Genomic DNA, 17,766 nt, shown 5'->3' with positions numbered 1-17,766 from the left:
CCGCGCAGAAACAGGATTCCCCATGATCCCGACCGCCCAGGCCGACGCGCTGCTGGGGAGACTGGCCGAGGCGCTGGGGCGCCCGGTCGAGATCTTCTTCGCCGGGTGCGGGCCCGCGGCCGGGAGCGCATCCGGGGACGGATCCGGGGACGCGTCTCCGGAGTGCGACGCGCTGCCGACGCTGGAGCTGCTCCGACTGTGGGAGGCGCTGCGGGAGCCGGTGAGCCGGCAGCGGGTGCTGGCCGCCGCCCGGCAGGAGGCCCGGACCCTGCGGGCGATCCGCCCGGAGGATGCCGCCGCCGGCTGACCGGCGCTCGCCGCCGGGATCCCGGGGCGCGGCGATCGACCCGGACCGTCTCGATCAAGGGCTCGCGGCAGGCGGCGCGGGTACGGCCGCGAAGGTCAGGGCCGTCGCGGGCAGGGCGGGCGCGGCGGGCTTGTCCTGCTGAGCCGGCTTGTCCTGCTGAGCCGGCTTCTCCAGCTTGGCCGTGCGCCTGTCGCGCTTCTCGTAGAAGGCGTTGCCGCCGGCGACGGCCACGTAGTGCATGTTCGTGTAGGGGAAGTGGTGGCCCGCGGTGTGGAAGTACATCGCCTTCCCGACCTTCGGGTGGCGCTCGCCGGCCAGGACGGCGTCCGCGGCGTCGGCGACCTTCATCAGGTCCTTCTCCTGCATCGGCTTGGTGAGGACGCCCGGCGCGAACTGTCCCGGCTGCCCGACCACCGCGCAGATCCCGCCCGGGAAGATCGCGTTCTCGAGCCGGTTCATGACCACCGTGCCGACGGCGACCAGCCCGTCGCTGTCGCTCCGGTTCGACTCGAAATACATGGCGCGGCCGAGACAGTCGCGCTCGGCGTCGCTGACGACCATCGGCGGCTTGCGGTCGGGGATCGATCCCGTCGTGAGCACCGGCGACGCGGTGTTGCAGGCCCCCAGGCCGCCCGCCGCCGCCAGAACGATCAGTGCAGGACCGACCTTCGTCCTCTCGCTACCCCGCATGCATCCGCGCTCCGTGCTCCTTCAGCCTGACCGGTCGGGCGGTGTTCCGCTCCGACCGGACGAAGGCCAAGCTTGACGGCACGTTCGCGGCGAGGATGTGGCGAGGGCGTCCCGTTTCGGGACCGGCCCGGACCCGGAGCCTCAGTGCTGGCCCTGGCCGGCGGCCAGGATGGTCACGCCCGCGGCGATCACCCCGATGCCCACCAGCATCGTCGGGTTGAGCGCCTCACCGTACAACCACGCGCCGCCGAGCGCCGCGCCGATCATGCCGATCCCCGACCAGATCGCGTAGACGACGCCGATCGGCAGCATGTCCATGCTGGTCGACATCAGCCACAGGGCGGTGCCGTATCCGAGGGCCACGATCACCGTCGGCCCCGGGCGGGTGAGGCCCTCGGCGGCCTTCAGCGCCAGGGTGGCGGTCACCTCCGCGCCGATGGCGAGCCCGAGGATCAGGTACGGATTCATGGCACGGCGGACTTTCGGGCTGCGCGGGCGGGGTGAGTCGGGCGGTCGAGGCGAGTAGAACCAGGGTCGAATCGGACGCCCGAGCAGACAGGGCGGTGCCGGGCCGGCCCGGATCCGCGTCGAAACGGCCGCGGGCGTCGGCGGCCGCCGGACACAAGGCCACAGATCCGTGAACATTTCCGAACCGGCCCCGCCGCCGCGCCGGCGACGGACCGGCCCCGCGCCGGTTGGGGCTTTCGTTAAGGCCTCCTAATCATGGTGACCGCGCGCCGTACCGCCCCCGGGCCCGGGCGCGCGACAGCGACGATCCAGAGCGACACAGACCCAGCATGACCGCGTCCTTGGCGATCCCGGATTCCCCGGCCCGCGCACGCCGGGGCCGCCGCTGGGGCGCGATCGCGGCGGCGGGCGGCGCGGCCGTCGCGGGCTGCGCCTGGACCGCCGCCGCCCTGATCAACGTCCCCGACCCCGTCACCCTGACGGCGCTCGCGGTCATCGAGCCGTCGTCGGTGGGCACGTGGTTCCCGAGCCGGATCGTCCAGGCCCCGGCCCGGGCGAGCGACCTGCCGGTGCGGCCGCGCCCGATCCTCGACCGCGTCCCCTGGAAGGGGAAGGCGGTCCCGCTGATGACGGTGCTGGGCGCGACCCACACCAACGCGTTCCTGGTGCTGCAGGACGGCGTCCTGATCCACGAGTGGCAGCGCGCGGGCACCGGACCGGAGACGCTGTTTCCCTCGTGGTCGGTGGCGAAGTCCATCGTCTCCCTGCTGGTCGGCGCCGCGGTGGCGCGGGGCCAGCTCGCCGAGACCGACCGGGTCTCCACGCTCCTGCCCGAGTTGCGGAACGGCGCGGTGTTCGGTCAGATCACCGTGCGCAACCTCCTCGACATGGCGAGCGGGATCGCGGTGCCGGAGAACTACGATCCCCGGCACCCCCTGACCGGCACCGCCGGGATGTACCTGACGCGCGATCTCACGGCCTTCGTGCGCGACAACGCCCACCTGGCCTTCAAGCCCGGCACCAAGGGCCGCTACCGCAGCATCGACACCGAGTTGCTCGGCCTCATCCTCGCCCGGGTCGAGGGCAAGCCGCTGGCCGACATCCTCTCGGAGCGGATCTGGAAGCCGATGGGCGCCCAGGCCGACGCCACCTGGAACCTCGACCGGCCCGGCGGCATCGAGAAGGCGTTCTGCTGCATCAACGCGACGGCCCGCGACTTCGCCCGCCTCGGCCTGCTGGTGGCCGACCAGGGCCGGTCGGGCGAACACCGCGTCATCCCGGGCCGCTGGATCGAGCGGATCATGACGCCGGCCCGGCGCGACGTCGACGGCTGGCAGTACTCGGCCCAGTGGTGGCACGCGCCGGGGGGCGAGGACGACGACATCTCGGCGATCGGCGTCTACGGCCAGTACATCTACGTGAATCGCGCGACCGGCACGGTGATCGTGAAGCTCAGCGACCACGGCGCCGAGCAGGACGAGGTCGACACGCTGGCGGTGATGCAGGCCATCGCGGGCGATCTCGCCGCCGGTCGCCCCGCCGCCGCCCGCGAGGACCCTTGAGCGGCACACCGCCGCCCTGAGCCGGTCGGGACTGCGGCCCGACCGGGACTCGATCAGGCCTCGGTGGGGCCGGCTCCCGGCACGGAGGGCTGCCGGGCGACCGGGCCCAGGGGCGCGAGGTCCCGCGCCCGCCAGTTGCGCAGGAGCCGCCACCCGACCCGCTTCCAGGCGATCGACGGCACCGACGAGGCCGGATCGACGAGGGCGCTCAGCGCCCGCGTGTAGTCGAGCACCAGGCCCGGGGTCCAGGTCATGGACCGCGCCCCGTTGCGCAGGAAGGCCGCCGCCCAGAATTCCGGCGTCGTCAGCGCCGCCGCGAGCCGCCGCCAGGGATGGCCGCCGCGGCTGAACGCGCCCTCCACGGCGATGTCGAGCGCCCGCGCCACCGTGGTTGAGCAGTTGCGGCTGATGAAGTTGTAGGTGGTGTCGCGGCTGTACTGCGCCCAGAACGCCCGCAGCCGGGCGGCGTCGATGCCGTCGAGCGTCACCGCCACCGTCGCCGGGCACCAATCCGCCACCTCCGCCGCGTGCGAGGGCAGGAAGCGCCCGGGCACGTCGTTCTCCGGGCCCGCGCGCAGGCTCGAGCGCAGATTGGCGGGCGAGCGGTCGATCTCCACCGCAGGGTAGTGGCTGACGTAGAGGTCGTCGCCCTGCTGCAGGGCCGCGTGGCCGGTGGAGAACCGCCCGGCCTTGTCGACGGAGGCGACGTAGCGCCGGATCAGCCGCTGGCCGGCCGGCGTGGTCGCCTGCCCGGTGGGCGTCCAGACATAGACCGTCAGGCTGCCGCGCCCGGCCGCGCCGGTGCCGGCCGCGGATACTGCCGGCTCGGCCGTGCCCAGGCGCCGGGTGCGCAGCCCGACCAGCGCGAGGTTGGCGCCGTTCAGGATCAGGAACATGCCGATGCAGTAGCCGACCGTGCCGGCGTACCAGGTCGGCCAGGGCTGGAGATGGAACAGGCCGAAGGCGATGCTGAGGCCGCCCAGCGCGACCGATATCCGCCAGCCGGAGAATTTCAGCAGGCCGGCGATCGTGATCCGGACGAGGCCGTCGACCACGAAGGCGACGCCGAAGATCATGGCGAGCAGGAAGGTGCTGTGCCGCGTGGCCATCATGATCAGCACGGCCATGACCGACAGCAGCGCGCCCTTGGCGAGGCGCAGGCGGCGCGCGGCGCCGACCGCGGACGCGCCGACGACGAGGGCGCTCACGCCCTCGGCCAGGAGGATCAGGCCGAACCACCGGTCCGGGACGTGGAGCGCGCCGTCGAGGGAATCGACCACCACCAGGAGGCCGAGCGACGACCACAGCAGGCCGGTGGCGACGATCAGGTGCCAGTGGCGGCGGACCGCGGCCCGGCCGACGAGCAACATCCAGAGGGGCGGCATCCGGCCGCCGACCGCATCCGCGGCGCCCGGTCCGGGCGCTTCGAGCGCGGAGAGCGCGCGCGGGATTGAGGTCGCACAGGGTCCGGACATAGGGGTCGCCCTCGAAAGCGCGCGTCGACGAGCCTCTCGCACGGATGCCGCCGTGCCGTCACGGCCGGAGAGAGGCTCCCGACAAGCGAGCGTCTCGCGATGCGCCCGGGGCGCACGATCCACGCCTTGCCTGAGAACTTTGTTAATTCGGGGCCTGGTCCGGGCGCCAGCGCCCGCGGATCGGCCGCGGACAACCGCCACGGACCCCGCGATCCGGCCGCGCGCCGCCCGACCCGCGGGGCGACAGGGCCGCGGATCGCGGCCCGATCGACCCGTAACGGCGCCGCATCCGTGATCGGTCCCTGTCTCCGCCACTGATTCGCGCGCCCGCAGCCTGTCCTCGTGCGGCCGTTCGAAGTCATCGCCGACAGGCTGTCGGGCCGGATGCCGAAACTGCGCACTGTTTGCGACTGGTCGCGCGCGTAGCAACCTCATGTTGCCCGGCAAGAACAGAAAGTGTTCAAAGCACATCCTAAGATAAAGCGTAGACAAAATAGACAGTTTTTGTATAGTTACGCGCCAATGTTGGCAGACTCGAAGCAGTTTGGTGCATGCTTGGGCGGTAAAAGCTGATCAAAGCCTCAGCTTTATCGATGCACCGTTTTCCATGCCTCGACTCTCGGTACTGGGGGATTCATGAACACCATCGATTTGAACGAAAAGACCTCGGACCCGAACACAGACCTGATCAAGTGCACGGCATCACTGGTTGCGGCCTACGTGTCCCGGAATGCGGTGGGCGTGGGAGACCTGCCGGTTCTGATCGACCAAGTGCACACGGCCATATCGGTGCTGCAGGGCGGCGGTTCGGGATCCGGTCCCGGCTGGACCGGCCCGACGGCGGCGCAGATCGAGGCCTCGATCCAGCAGGACGGCCTGATCAGCTTCATCGACGGCCGGTCCTACAAGACCCTGAAGCGTCACCTCACCGCGCACGGCCTCACCCCCGAGCGGTACCGGGCGAAGTACGGCCTGCCGGCCGACTACCCGATGGTGGCCCCGGGCTACGCCGCCAAGCGCTCGGAGATCGCCAAGGCGATCCAGCTCGGCCACAAGGCGGCCTGAGGAGGCCCGGCCCGCACCGCCCTGGATCGGCGGCCCCGTCCGGGCCGCCGCGACACGCGGGCGCGGGGACGCCTGACGGCGGATCGCCCGCGACCCGCTCCTTCCGGTCTCCGCGCCGGAGGCGGGGTCCCTCGGGGGCCGGCGCGGAGACCGTCCGTGGCCCGACCTGGTGGGGCAGGGCAGGACGGATCCCGCGGAGGGCCCGTCGGCCGCGCGGGCCGTTCAGACCCGGGCGACCGCCAGGGTCCCGTCATCCATGGGAACGAAGCGGACGCCCGCCCGGCGCAGCGCCTCGACCGCGTGCAGGCGGGACCGGCTTCCCCGATGCTCGCTGTCCTCCTCGAGACGCCGCACCGTCGAATGCGACAGGCCGCTCGCCTGGGCGAGATCCATCATCGACCAGTCGAGGAGAGCCCGCGCGGCCCGCAGGTGGTGACCGGTCACGGAATGCTCCAGCCCCTCGTGCAGGCCGACCAGGGGCGGGGCGTGGTTGCGGACGGGGTACTTGAGCCCGCAGCGGCCCAGGTAGGTCCCGTCCGGATCCCAGACCGGCATCGTGAGGATCCGGAAGTGCCAGAGCTCGCCGTTGGCGAGCCGCTCGTGGGCACCTCGCTGGAAGAACGCCCGCCGCTCGATCTGCGCCTGGGCCGCCGCCCGGAAGACCTCGCGCTCCTCCGGCACGACCAGGAGATACGGCTCGGCGCAGATCTCATCCAGCGGGAGCCCGTGGACCTGGGCCACGGCGAACGGGATGTCCCGGACGCGGTCGAGCCCCATCGAGAAGGTCGCGATATGCTCCGTGAGGTAGAGCGCGCTCTGCCGGCGGCGCTCCTCCTGCCGCAGGCGCGCCAGCTGCTCGCGGTCGCTCACGTCGAGCGCCGTGCCGTTGAGGGCGACGGGCCGCCCTTCCGCCGAGACGCGCACCTCCATCGTCAGCGAGAGGGTGCGCACCGTGCCGTTCGTCCGGATCACCCGGACGATGACCTCGCGCGGGACGTGCCCCTGCCGGATATCGGCCAGCGCCGGCATCAGAGGACGGTCCTCCGGATGGATAAGGCTCAGCAACAGGTCGTAGCGCGCCTTCGCGGCGTTCGGAACGAGCCCGAGCAGCCGGTAGAACCCGGGGGACCAGACCTGCTCCTCGCCCGCGAAGATCCAGCTCCAGGCACCACTCACGCCTCGGCTTTCCGTGAGAGTCAGGAACTCTCCCGACGAGAAAGTCAGAGCGCTTAAAGCAGTATGGAACATCTCAGCACCGATCGAACGGTATCACCGTCTCGCCTCTCCCGCCATGAGAATTTTTCCAGCATAAACATTCAGAATTCAGCCGAATTTTCTCTCGGTCAAGTTCGGATCTCTATCGATCTCACTCGAAAGCGTCGATAAAGACCCCTCGGAGACATGGCGGTGCGGCGCGATCTGTTCCCGAAATCGCGAACCGACTGCTGCCGTGCAGCGGAGTGAGATTTCCGAGATCCTCAACCGCGTCCCGCCGCTGGGCGCGTTCGGCACACACCGCCATGACAGCAACGCGACGGACTCCTGATCGGCCATGACCGCTCTCGCGAGGGCCGTTCTCGATTATATGGCGTTTCAGAAGTGTGATTTTCCGCTCCGGCATTGAAGCGATCTGCGAAGAACGCGACGCAGAGCGCGCATCATCAATTCCTGTCGAGCGCGCGAGGAGCGTGTTACGATTATTATTGCGAACATTTGTCTATAATACGGAATCAGATCAACGTAAGTCGATACTTTTGCCAGAACATCGTAGCACGAAGATATAAATACCGATCAGATGGGCGCGGTTCGCGGATCGTCGCGCTCCGGAAGCCGCGCGCGGCCGGACCGAGCCGGCGAGGCCGGGACCTGCGGACGATTGACAGGTCGGGCCGAACAATGCGGGGAGACGGGGTCGCGCACCGGGAGGAACCGCATGAGGGTCGCCTGCATCGGCGAGTGCATGGTCGAACTGTCCGAACGCCCGGACGGGAATCTGGTCCGGGGCTTCGGCGGCGACACGCTGAACACCGCGCTCTACCTCGCGCGCCTCGGCGTGGCGGTGGATTACGTGACGGCGCTGGGCGACGACGTCTGGAGCGACGAGATGGCGGCGGCCTGGGGCCGCGAGGGCATCGGCCTCGACCGGGTCCGGCGCCTGCAGGGCCGGATGCCGGGTCTCTACATCATCCGCACGGATGCCGACGGCGAGCGCAGCTTCCACTACTGGCGCGACCGGGCCGCGGCCCGGGACCTCTTCACCGAGCCGGGCGCCGCCGAGACGGAGGCGGAGCTGGAGCGCTACGACCTCGTCTACCTGTCCGGCATCAGCCTCTCGCTCTACGGCGAGACCGGGCGCGCCGCCCTGTTCGAGACGCTGTCGCGCCTGCGGAGCCGGGGCGGCCAGGTCGCCTTCGACACCAATTACCGTCCCCGCGGCTGGCCCGACCGGGACGAGGCCTGGGCGGCCTTCCGCACAGCCCTGGCCCTGGCCGACGTGATCTTCGCCTCGGCTGAGGATCTGGACTGGCTCTTCGGCGCGGCGGGCGAGGACGAGGTGCTGCGCCACCGCGGCCGGGCCGAGATCGTGCTCAAGGTCTCGGGCGCATCGGGCCCCGTCGCCCGGGTGCTGCACGGCGCGGCCGACACCGCCGTTCCGGCCGGGCGCGCCGCGCGGGTCGTCGACACGACGGCGGCGGGCGACAGTTTCGCGGCGGGCTACCTCGCGGCGCGCATCGCCGGGCTGGCGCCGGAGGCCGCCGCCGCCGAGGCGCACCGCCTGGCCGGGGCGGTGATCGGGCATCGCGGCGCCGTGATTCCCCGGGACGCGATGCCGGTCCCCGCCGCCCGACCGCCTGGTCCGGACGCCTGAGGGCGGCGGGGCCGCCCTTGAGGCGGACAAGCGCAACCGCTACCTCTCTGCCAGCGGGGGACGAGCCTCGCAGCGTCATCGCCGCGCGCGGTGCGGCCGAGAGGGCACCCGTGGCGCCGATTCCCCCGCCGATCCAGGCTCCCGAGCCCGACGCCGCCGCGGCGGGCGGCGGCGCCCCGAAGACGCGGGTCAGCGCGCGCGGCCGGCTGCGCACCTATTTCCTCACCGGCATCATCGTCGCCGGCCCGCTGGCCATCACCGCCTACATCACGTGGTGGTTCATCGCGCTGATCGATTCGTTCGTGAAGCCGCTGGTGCCGGCGAGCTACCTGCCGGACCATTACCTGCCGTTCTCGATCCCGGGCCTCGGCCTCGTGATCGCGTTCCTGGCGGTGACGCTGCTGGGCTTCCTCACGGCGAACCTGGTCGGACGCTCGGTGATCGAGTTCGGCGAGGTCCTGCTGGCGCGGACCCCCGTGATCTCCGGCCTCTACAAGGGCCTGCGGCAGATCTTCGAGACGCTGTTCTCGGCCAACGGCACCTCGTTCCGCACGGTGGGGCTCGTGGAGTTCCCCGTGAAGGGCACGTGGTCGGTGGTGTTCCTGTCCGCCCCGGCGGCCCACGAGGTCGAGGGGGCGCTGCGGGCCCGGGGGGCGCCGGCGGACGACCTCGTCGGCGTCTTCCTGCCCTGCGCGCCCAATCCGACCACGGGCTTCTTCTTCTACCTGCCGCGCGCGGAGGTGGTGGAGCTCGCCATCAGCGTCGACGACGCCGCCAAGCTGGTGATGTCGGCCGGGGTGATCCAGCCGGAGGACCCGCAGGGCCGCCTCAACGCCATGGCGGCCAGCCTGCGGACGGCCCAGCAGGCCGGCGGCCCGGTGCCCCGTCGGGAGCCGCAGGACGCGTGAGGCTGGCGGCCCGGGCAGACTCGCGTCGGCCGGTCCGCGGGACACGGCAACGCCTCCCGGCAGGCTGATCGGGTGCTCTCACCCGACGCCCTCATCCTGAGATGTCCGCGTCGGCGGGCCCCGAGCGAGGTCTCCGCTCCGCTTCGGCACCTCAGGATCGGGCCGCGCGCCGGTTGATCCGGTGCCCGAGCCGCTCCGTCCGTGCTCGGGAACGGCGGCGGACCACGAAAAAAGCCGCCCCGCGCGCGGGACGGCCCTGGATGTTCGGGCTGTCGGCGCGGCTCAGCGCTGCAGCGAGGCCGTCTGCGGCGCGATGGTCGGCGACGCCGCCTGCGCGACCGTCACGGCGCTGCGGGGCGCCGTCGGGCCCCAGCCGGACGCGCATTGCAGGGTGAGCGCGAGCCCCAGCGCGATGCAGAGCCCGTTGGCGGCCAGCCAGAAGGGCCGGGACGCCCGGCGCACGGCGGCCTGCAACTCGTCCGCGGTCTTGCCCGCCGCCTCGGCGGCGCGATCCGTGATCGGCAGGAGCCAGGGCTCGGTCGGCAGGGCGTGGGCACCGGCCATCTCGTGGGAGCCCGGCAGGCCTTGGAACAGTCCGTTCGACATGTCCGTCCTCCAGATTCGTCCGTGATGTCCCGGCTTACCGGGCCATTCGTTCATCTCCAGTTAAGGGAAGAATATGGCTGATGCAAGGTCACGAGGCCTGTCCGGAGCCCTCCGGACCGCCGACCCGTCGCCGCCAAGCTTCCGCGCATTCCCGCCAAGACCCTGATAAAATTCATCTTTTCAGGGCGCCTGTGACATTGGCGCATCGAAGTATCGATCCGGCCGCGCGGCGACGATTCCGGATCCGGCCGTTCAGGAAGGCCGGACTTTCCTGAACGGATCCGTTCAGGAAACCGTTCATCCGGCCCCGATCAGCCGGATCGCGGCCTCCCGCTCGAACAGGTAGAGCAGCACCCGCAGCGCCTGCCCCCGCGGGCTCCTGAGGCCGGGATCGCGCTCCACGATCATCCGCGCGTCGTCGCGGGCCGCCTCCAGCAGGGCGGCGTCGCTCTCCAGCCGCGCCAGCCGGAACGCCGCCATGCCGGATTGCCGGGTGCCGAGCACCTCGCCCTCGCCGCGCAGCTTCAGGTCGGCCTCGGCGATGCGGAAGCCGTCCTCGCTCGCGCGCATCATCTCGAGCCGGGCCCGGGACACCTGCCCGAGGGGCCCCCGGTAGAGCAGCAGGCACGAGGAGGCCTTCGAGCCGCGCCCGACCCGGCCGCGGAGCTGGTGCAGCTGCGCCAGCCCGAAGCGCTCCGCGTGCTCGATCACCATGATGGTGGCCTCGGGCACGTCGACCCCGACCTCCACCACCGTGGTCGAGACCAGGAGCTCGGTCTCCCCGGCGGCGAAGCGGGCCATGGCGGCGTCCTTCTCGGGGCCCGGCATCTTGCCGTGGATCAGCCCGACCGCGTCGCCGAAGTGCTTCCGCAGGTCGTCGAAGCGCTCGGCCGCGGCGGCGAGGTCGACGAACTCCGATTCCTCCACCAGGGGGCAGATCCAGTAGACCCGCTCGCCCCCGGCGATCGCCCGGGCGAGGCCGGCCACGACCTCGTCGATCCGCTCGGTCGGCAGCGTGATCGTGCGGATCGGCTGCCGGCCGGCGGGCTTCTCGTCGAGGATCGAGACGTCCATGTCGCCGAAGAAGGTCAGCGCCAGGGTGCGGGGGATCGGCGTCGCGGTCATGACCAGGAAATCGACCGCCTCGCCCTTGGCGCCGAGCGCGAGGCGCTGGTGGACGCCGAACCGGTGCTGCTCGTCCACCACCGCGAGGCCGAGGTCGCGGAACGTCACCGCCTCCTGGAACAGGGCGTGGGTGCCGACCAGGATGTCGATCTCGCCCGCGGCGAGGTCGGCGAGCGTCGCCTTGCGCTCCGCGGCCCGGTCGCGGCCAGTCATCAGGCGCAGGCGCAGGGGACCGGCCAGCGGTTTCAGCCGCTCGAAATGCTGCCGTGCCAGGATCTCGGTGGGCGCCATCAGGGCGGCCTGACGCCCGGCCTCGACCGCCGAGGCCATCGCGAGCAGGGCCACCGCGGTCTTGCCCGAGCCGACATCGCCCTGGAGCAGGCGCAGCATCCGCCGGGGCGCCGCGAGGTCGGCGCGGATCTCCGCCACCGCCCGCGCCTGGGCGCCGGTCAGCGCGAAGGGGAGGGCGGCCTCGAGGCGGGCGCTCAGGGCCCCGTCGCCGGCATTGACGCGGCCGGCCTTGCGCCGCTGGCGGGCGCGCAGGAGGGCGAGTGCCAATTGCGAGGCGAGGAGCTCGTCGTAGGCCAGCCGCTTCCGGGACGGCGTCGCGGGCGGCGGCTGGAGCGGGTCCTCGGCCTTCGGGGGCGCCTCCTCGGGGCGGTGCTCGAGGCGGAGCGCGTCCGCGAAGGGCGGCAGGCGGTTCCGCTCCAGCCAGGCCGGGTCCTGCCATTCCGGCAGGACCGGCAGCCGGTCGAGGGCCGCGACCGCGAGCTTGTTGATCGCCCGGGAGGTCAGCCCCTCGGTGGCGCCGTAGACCGGCTCGACGGCGGGCAGCTCGGCCAGGCCCGCCTCGTCCACGATCCGCGACGGGTGGACCATCTGGCGGGTGCCGTCCCAGAGGTCGATCCGGCCGGTGATGTAGCGGTGCGCCCCGAGCGGCAGCATCTTCTCCACCCGGGGGCGGGGCATGCCGAAGAAGACCAGGGAGATCTCGCCGGAGGCATCCTCCACCAGCACCCGGTGCGGGCGCCGGCCGGGCCCGGCCTGGGCCGGGCGGTGCGCCACCACGGTGACGCCGATCGTCACCGGCTCGCCGGTGGGGGCCTCGCTGATCGAGCCCATGAGCTTCCGCGCCACGCCGCCCTGGGGCAGGTGGAACAGCAGGTCCACGACCCGGGCCTCGCGCTCGGGGGTGCCGAGCAGCTTCTCGATGAGCGGCGCCATCTTCGGCCCGATCCCCGGCAGGGCGCGGGCCGGCGCGAAGAGCGGGTCGAGGATGCTCGGCCGCAGAGTCGGGGCGACGGCAGGCGCGGGGGCGGCCTCCGCCGCCGGCGCATCGGCCGCGTCGGAATCCTTCAAGGCCGGGTCCTGAGTCGCGCGTGCATCTGTCATGGCGGTTCGGCGGACATGGTGCCGGAGGCGCCTTATCATCCGGTGCATCCCGGCGCGCCAGTGCGGCAGGATGGAGACCGAACCCGGAGACCGAATCCATGGCCCGCGACTTCCTGCCGGGTTTCGACCGGCACCGGATCGAGACCGCGCCCGGCGTGACGATCAACGCCCGCTCGGCCGGGTCCGGGCCGCCGGTGCTGCTCCTGCACGGCCATCCGCAGACGCTGTCGACGTGGCTCCACGTCGCGCCGCGCCTCGCGGAGCACCGCACCGTGGTGGCGATGGACCTGCGCGGCTACGGCGATTCGGCCAAGCCGCCGGGGGGCGAGCGCCACGCCAACTACGCCAAGCGCGCCATGGCGGCGGACGCGGCGGCCCTGATGCGGGCGCTCGGGCACGCGCGCTTCGCCGTCGTCGGCCACGACCGGGGCGGCCGGGTCGCCCACCGCCTCGCCCTGGACCACGCCGCCGCCGTCGAGCGCGTCGCCGTCCTCGACATCGCGCCGACCGCGACCATGTACGCGCGCACCGACAAGGATTTCGCCACCCGCTATTTCTGGTGGTTCTTCTTCATCCAGCCCCACCCCCTGCCGGAGACGCTGATCGGGGCCGACCCGGAATACTTCCTGCGCCACCACGTCGAGGGCCAGTCGAAGACCCCCGGCTCGACCCCGCCGGAGCTCTTCGCCGAGTACCTGCGCTGCTACGCCGACCCGGCCTGCCGCCACGCGATCTGCGAGGATTACCGGGCGGCGGCCGGGATCGACCTGGAGCACGACGCGGCCGATGCCGAGGCCCGGGTCACCGCGCCGCTGCTGGCGCTGTGGGGGGCGAAGGGCGTGGTCGGCCGGACCTACGACGTGCTGGAGACGTGGCGCGAGAAGGCGACCGACGTCTCGGGCCGGGCGCTGGATTGCGGCCACACCCTCCAGGAGGAGCGGCCGGACGCGGTTGTCTCGGAGCTGGCGGCGTTCCTGCGCTGAGCCAGCCGATGAGTCAGCCGATGGGTCAGCCGCCGGCCCGGAACAGGTCGACCGCGAGACGGGCCGTCATGGTCTCGGCGCGGTCGAGGCCGCCGGGCTCGGCCGCCGCCCAGGCCTCGGTCTCGGCCAGGGCCGCCGCGTAGGCGGCCTCCGGCACGTACCAGAACTCGGCGAAGATCCGCTCGCGCAGGCCCCGGAGGGTCTCGGCGGCCGACGTGTCGAAGCGCCACGTGAGATCCGCCGTCGCCACCGGGACCGGCGACCAGCCCCGGCCGGCCAGGAAGGCGACGAGCTCCGCGCTGGAGCCGGGATCGGGCCCGAGGAACAGCCGCGCGAAGCCGGCCGCGCGGAGGCGCGCCGCGAAGTGGCGGCGGACCGCCGTGCCGTAGGCGCCCCGGTCGCGCAGGTGGGCGATCGGCGCGCCGGGCCTCGCCACCCGGACCAGCTCCAGGACCGCCGCCTGCCAGTCGGCGATGTGCATGAACAGCTTGGAGACGACCACCGCGTCGCAGGCGCGATCCGCCTCGGGCAGGGCGCGGACATCCGCCACCGCGTAGAGGGCGTCCAGCCCGGCCGGCAGCTTCGCCCGGGCACGCTGCACCATCTCGACCGCGATGTCGTAGCCCGCGACTGCGTAGCCGCGTCCGGCGAGGGGCAGGGAGATCTGGCCGGTGCCGCAGCCCGCGTCGCAGATCCGGCCGCGCGCCGGGAACAGCCCGGCGGCGATCAGCCGGTCGTAACAGGCGTGGAGATGCGCCTCCGGGATGCGGCGCTGTGGCCTTCGCGGATCGGGCTTGGCAGAGATACCCGAAAGCTCAGATACGGGCACGTGCCGTGCGCGGGAGACGCGCCGGCCTTCTCCCGGGCCTCCGGCGAGCGAGGTCCGACCGGCACGGGAACGAGCGGAGATCGTGCGGGGCAGCATGTCCGAAGGAGCCGAGATCGAAGAAGCCGGCGCGCCGTTCGCGGTCGCGGTGGTCGGAGCCGGGGCCGCGGGGCTCGCCGCCGCGCTGGCGGTCGCCCGCGAAGGGATCCCCACGGCGCTGATCGGGCGCCACGCCCCGGTGGCGGACGGACGGACCGTCGCGCTCCTCGACGGGTCGGTGCGCCTGCTGGAGGCGCTCGGCGCCTGGGAGGCGGTGGCGCCGCACGCGAGCCCGCTCTGCACGCTGCAGATCATCGACGACACCGGCAGCCTGTTCCGGCCACCGCCGGCGCAGTTCCGCGCCGCCGAGATCGGCCTCGACGCCTTCGGCTGGAACGTCGAGAGCGCCCGCCTGGTCGAGAGCCTGCGCGCCCGCGCCCGGGCGCAGGACAACCTCACCCTGTTCGAGGCGGATGCCGCCGGTACCGTGGCCGGCGAGACGGCCGCGCGGGTCGCGCTGGCGGACGGGACGAGCGTCGAGGCCCGGCTCGTGGTGGGGGCCGACGGGGCCCGCTCGCCGCTGCGGGCCGCCAGCGGCGTCCGCGTGCACGACTGGACCTACCCGCAGAGCGCCATCACCACGATCCTGGCCCACGCGCGCCCGCACCGCGACGTCTCCACCGAGTTTCACACCCGGTCGGGGCCCTTCACCCTGGTGCCGCTGCCGGGCGGCCACCGGTCCAGCCTCGTCTGGGTGACCGGGGAGGGGGCGGCCCGGCGGCTCGCCGCCCTCGACGACGCGGCGCTGGGGCAGGCGGTGGAGCGGCAGGCCCGGGCGATGCTCGGCGCCATGCGGGTTGACGGTCCCCGGGGCCTCGTGCCGATGCGCGGCCTCGCGGCGGCGACCCCGGTGGCGCCGCGGCTCGCGCTGATCGGGGAGGCGGCCCACGTCTTCCCGCCGATCGGCGCGCAGGGGCTCAATCTCGGCCTGCGCGACGCCGCGACCCTGCGCGACGCGGTGCTGGCCGCCGCCCGCGACCGCCGCGATCCCGGCTCCCGCGCCGTGCTCGACGGCTACGCGCGGGCGCGCCGCGTCGACACGGCCGCGCGCACCGCCGCGGTCGATCTCCTCAACCGCAGCCTGCTCACCGACCTGCTGCCGGTCGACGCGCTGCGCGGCCTCGGCCTGCTGGCGATGACGCAGCTCGGGCCGCTGCGGCGCCTGGTGATGCGGGAGGGCGTGCTGCCGCGAATCGGCGCGCCGGAGCTGATGCGGGCGGCGCGCTAGGGCCGCGCCCGATCGTGGTGCAACGGCCAGGACGACAGGCATCTCCGGTCGAGACAGCCGCGCCGTGCCCTGCCCCCTCTCCCGTGCGGGCGAGGGGAGCCGCGCGTCCCCCGGCACGGACGGGCTCGGCCGTCGGCCCTGTCCCGGGCGACGGCGGCCCGATTCGCTCCCCCGTCCTGGGTTGCGGGAGTACCAGCGGAGGCAGTGATGGGTTATTCCAGGCGGCGCTCGGCCCCGGCGCGGCCTCCGTCGCGTCGCACGCGTCCGGGCGCGGTGGCCGCCCGCGTTGAAGGCGGAGACGGGCCTCAGAGATCCGGCTGCGCGGCCACGTAGGCGCCGAGCCGGGTCGCGAGATCGACCGGGCCGCCGGCGCGGGCCTCGCCCGAATCACCGATGAGGATCACCGGGATGCCGCGCTCGCGCAGCTGGCCGCGGAGGCGGGCGGCGCGGCGCGCGTAGGCCGGATCCCGGCGGGTGGGCGCCTGGAGCAGCACGGCGGCCGGGCGGGCGATCACGGTCAGCACGTCGTCCGCCGCCTCCATCGAGGCGGTCACGCTCGCGTATCCGAGGCTGGCCAGCTCGCCCGAGAGGGACCGGTCCACGGCGCGGACGCCGTCGTCGACCACGAGCACTTGTTGCAGCGCACCCATAAGCTTGAGCGGTACTCCATCCGGGACGGCTTGGAAAGATAGCCGTCACGACAATCCGATGCAGAACCCGCGAACAGGCGGATCGGATCCGTCGGTCCGTGTGCAGATGCGAGATTATCCGCGCCGCCTGAGTGCCGGATGAACCGGGGATCGTCCGCCGTTCAGGCGGACGGGACCGTCGCGGCGATCGCCGTCACCGTGCCATCCGCGAGCCCGTCCGCGCGGAGCGGCCGGAAGCCCGTGCTCCGCCACGCCAGGGGATCCGTCGCCGGGGTCTCGCCGCGGGCGAGCGGGACCGCCGCGCAGGCCGCGCCCCGGCAGGCGAGAGCGCCGTCGGCGCCGCCGGCGAGGTCCAAGAGATCGCGGGGCAGGAAGGCCCCCTCGGGCTCGGCCAGGGTCGCGGCGAGGTCGTCCGGGCCGGGGCGCGTGAGCACCAGCGCCTCGCCCAGGACCAGGGACTCGAGGCGCTGCGGGCCCGCGGGCCCGGCGCCGCGGGGGGTCAGCCGGGCGGGCGCGCGGTGGACCACGTCGAGGACCCGGACGGTCCAGGGCAGCGGCAGGGCGGCGAGGGCCGATTCGACCCGCGCCGGGACCACCAGCCGCGTCGGCACCGGCCGCAGAAGGGCGGCGCGGAACCCGGCCTCGTCGAAGGGCAGCACGGTCTCCAGGCCGGCGCCGGCCGCCAGGGCGGTGCCCAGGCCGGTCACGAGGCCGCGCAGGTCGTGGCCGGGCAGGAGCGTCAGGACCCGCTCGTCCGCGGTCACGGGCAGCGCGTCGAGATGGGCGGCGACCGCCGCCGCCAGCGCCGCGGCGGTGCGGTAGACCGGCCGGCCGGGATCGCCGGCCGCGAAGGTGACGAGGCCGCGGCTCGGCGCCGGCTCGACCACGCCCCGCTCCAGGGCCATCGCGTCGAGGCTGATCACGCCGTCCGGCACGCTCGGGCCGAAGGCCGCGAGGTAGCGCAGGGCGAAATGGCGCATGGCCGCGCGGGTGAGGTCCTCGGCGGGCCGGCGCGCGCCGCGGCGGCCCTCCGTCAGCACGGCCACGAGGCCCGCCGCCTCGATCCCGGCGGAGAGCTCCGCCTCGTCCCAGAGGGCGGGCATCGCGCAGGGCAGGTGGCCCGCCGCCTCGACGGCGAGGTGGGCCAGGGCCGATTCGGCACCGCCCGAATACCACAGCCCGACCCGGCTGCCGGCCGGGAGCCGCCACGCGCCGATGCCGCGGGCGAGCCGCCCGACGATCTCGGCGGCGGCCGCGTAGGTCCAGGTAATGGACGGGCGCCCGCACCACGCGACCCGGTCCCCCGAATCACGCAGGACCGTGCGCTGCGGGCCCGTCAGGGCGGCGGCGAACAGGCGGGTCGCGAGACCGTCGGACAGCCCGCCGAACAGCCCGCCCAGCGGCGCGCCGGCCAGGCCGTCGGGCGCGTCCTCGGATCGCGCGGACGCGTCCGGTGCGGCGTCGGCCGCCCACTCCGCCACCGCCAACGCGCTCAATCCCGCCGCCCCCGCCG

At 73.3% G+C, this 17,766-nt stretch carries 16 protein-coding genes; 7 read left to right on the top strand and 9 right to left on the bottom strand.

Features of this window, described 5'->3' with window-relative positions; translation table 11 throughout:
• The first annotated feature begins 22 nt into the window (after positions 1-22).
• Entirely contained in the window at positions 23-307 is a 285-nt protein-coding gene (locus LOK46_RS08980; RefSeq protein ID WP_273563449.1) for a hypothetical protein, read from the top strand.
• A 54-nt stretch (positions 308-361) separates the two neighbouring features.
• On the opposite strand, the gene LOK46_RS08975 is transcribed toward LOK46_RS08980, so the two are convergent.
• Positions 362-997, bottom strand: a complete 636-nt coding sequence (locus LOK46_RS08975; protein WP_273563448.1) for a cell wall hydrolase — start codon at positions 995-997, stop codon at positions 362-364.
• A gap of 141 nt (positions 998-1,138) precedes the next feature.
• Complete coding sequence (locus LOK46_RS08970; RefSeq protein WP_273563447.1) at positions 1,139-1,465, bottom strand: DMT family transporter; 327 nt, start codon at positions 1,463-1,465, stop codon at positions 1,139-1,141.
• 329 nt (positions 1,466-1,794) lie between these two features.
• Between LOK46_RS08970 and LOK46_RS08965 the strand changes: the two genes are divergently transcribed.
• Positions 1,795-3,027, top strand: a complete 1,233-nt coding sequence (locus LOK46_RS08965; RefSeq protein ID WP_273563446.1) for a serine hydrolase domain-containing protein — start codon at positions 1,795-1,797, stop codon at positions 3,025-3,027.
• 53 nt (positions 3,028-3,080) lie between these two features.
• On the opposite strand, the gene LOK46_RS08960 is transcribed toward LOK46_RS08965, so the two are convergent.
• On the bottom strand, positions 3,081-4,397 hold the full coding sequence (locus LOK46_RS08960; RefSeq protein ID WP_273563445.1) for a DUF4105 domain-containing protein: 1,317 nt from the start codon (positions 4,395-4,397) through the stop codon (positions 3,081-3,083).
• Positions 4,398-5,138: 741 nt separating this feature from the next.
• Here LOK46_RS08960 and LOK46_RS08955 point away from each other — a divergent pair.
• Positions 5,139-5,567, top strand: coding sequence for a MucR family transcriptional regulator (locus LOK46_RS08955; protein WP_012318650.1), 429 nt, complete (start codon positions 5,139-5,141; stop codon positions 5,565-5,567).
• Between the two features lie 222 nt (positions 5,568-5,789).
• Here LOK46_RS08955 and LOK46_RS08950 read toward each other — a convergent pair whose 3' ends face one another.
• Positions 5,790-6,743 carry a PAS domain-containing protein gene (locus tag LOK46_RS08950; protein WP_273563444.1) on the bottom strand — a complete coding sequence of 318 codons (954 nt, stop codon included), beginning with the start codon at positions 6,741-6,743 and terminating at the stop codon, positions 5,790-5,792.
• Positions 6,744-7,500: 757 nt separating this feature from the next.
• Here LOK46_RS08950 and LOK46_RS08945 point away from each other — a divergent pair.
• On the top strand, positions 7,501-8,436 hold the full coding sequence (locus tag LOK46_RS08945) for a sugar kinase (RefSeq protein ID WP_273563443.1): 936 nt from the start codon (positions 7,501-7,503) through the stop codon (positions 8,434-8,436).
• A gap of 110 nt (positions 8,437-8,546) precedes the next feature.
• The gene (locus tag LOK46_RS08940) at positions 8,547-9,344 is read left to right on the top strand and encodes a DUF502 domain-containing protein (RefSeq protein WP_273563442.1); all 798 of its coding nucleotides are present in this window, start codon (positions 8,547-8,549) and stop codon (positions 9,342-9,344) included.
• Between the two features lie 282 nt (positions 9,345-9,626).
• On the opposite strand, the gene LOK46_RS08935 is transcribed toward LOK46_RS08940, so the two are convergent.
• Positions 9,627-9,950, bottom strand: coding sequence for a hypothetical protein (locus LOK46_RS08935; protein ID WP_273563441.1), 324 nt, complete (start codon positions 9,948-9,950; stop codon positions 9,627-9,629).
• 297 nt (positions 9,951-10,247) lie between these two features.
• Entirely contained in the window at positions 10,248-12,467 is a 2,220-nt protein-coding gene (gene recG, locus LOK46_RS08930; protein ID WP_273563440.1) for an ATP-dependent DNA helicase RecG, read from the bottom strand.
• Between the two features lie 98 nt (positions 12,468-12,565).
• Here recG and LOK46_RS08925 point away from each other — a divergent pair, with 98 nt between their 5' ends.
• Entirely contained in the window at positions 12,566-13,450 is an 885-nt protein-coding gene (locus LOK46_RS08925) for an alpha/beta fold hydrolase (RefSeq protein WP_273563439.1), read from the top strand.
• A 25-nt stretch (positions 13,451-13,475) separates the two neighbouring features.
• On the opposite strand, the gene LOK46_RS08920 is transcribed toward LOK46_RS08925, so the two are convergent.
• Positions 13,476-14,279, bottom strand: a complete 804-nt coding sequence (locus LOK46_RS08920; protein WP_273563438.1) for a class I SAM-dependent methyltransferase — start codon at positions 14,277-14,279, stop codon at positions 13,476-13,478.
• A gap of 94 nt (positions 14,280-14,373) precedes the next feature.
• Between LOK46_RS08920 and LOK46_RS08915 the strand changes: the two genes are divergently transcribed.
• Positions 14,374-15,603, top strand: a complete 1,230-nt coding sequence (locus LOK46_RS08915; protein ID WP_273563437.1) for a UbiH/UbiF family hydroxylase — start codon at positions 14,374-14,376, stop codon at positions 15,601-15,603.
• 305 nt (positions 15,604-15,908) lie between these two features.
• On the opposite strand, the gene LOK46_RS08910 is transcribed toward LOK46_RS08915, so the two are convergent.
• Together LOK46_RS08910 and LOK46_RS08905 are read right to left on the bottom strand one after the other, a co-directional pair.
• A complete protein-coding gene (locus LOK46_RS08910; RefSeq protein ID WP_012318642.1) occupies positions 15,909-16,253 on the bottom strand; it encodes a hypothetical protein in 345 nt (114 codons plus the stop codon).
• A 161-nt stretch (positions 16,254-16,414) separates the two neighbouring features.
• Positions 16,415-17,740 carry an AMP-binding protein gene (locus LOK46_RS08905; RefSeq protein WP_443192895.1) on the bottom strand — a complete coding sequence of 442 codons (1,326 nt, stop codon included), beginning with the start codon at positions 17,738-17,740 and terminating at the stop codon, positions 16,415-16,417.
• Positions 17,741-17,766: the final 26 nt, after the last annotated feature.

Origin of the sequence: Methylobacterium sp. NMS14P (assembly GCF_028583545.1) — a bacterium.
Classification (GTDB): domain Bacteria; phylum Pseudomonadota; class Alphaproteobacteria; order Rhizobiales; family Beijerinckiaceae; genus Methylobacterium.
This window is presented reverse-complemented; position numbering and strand designations above follow the sequence as displayed.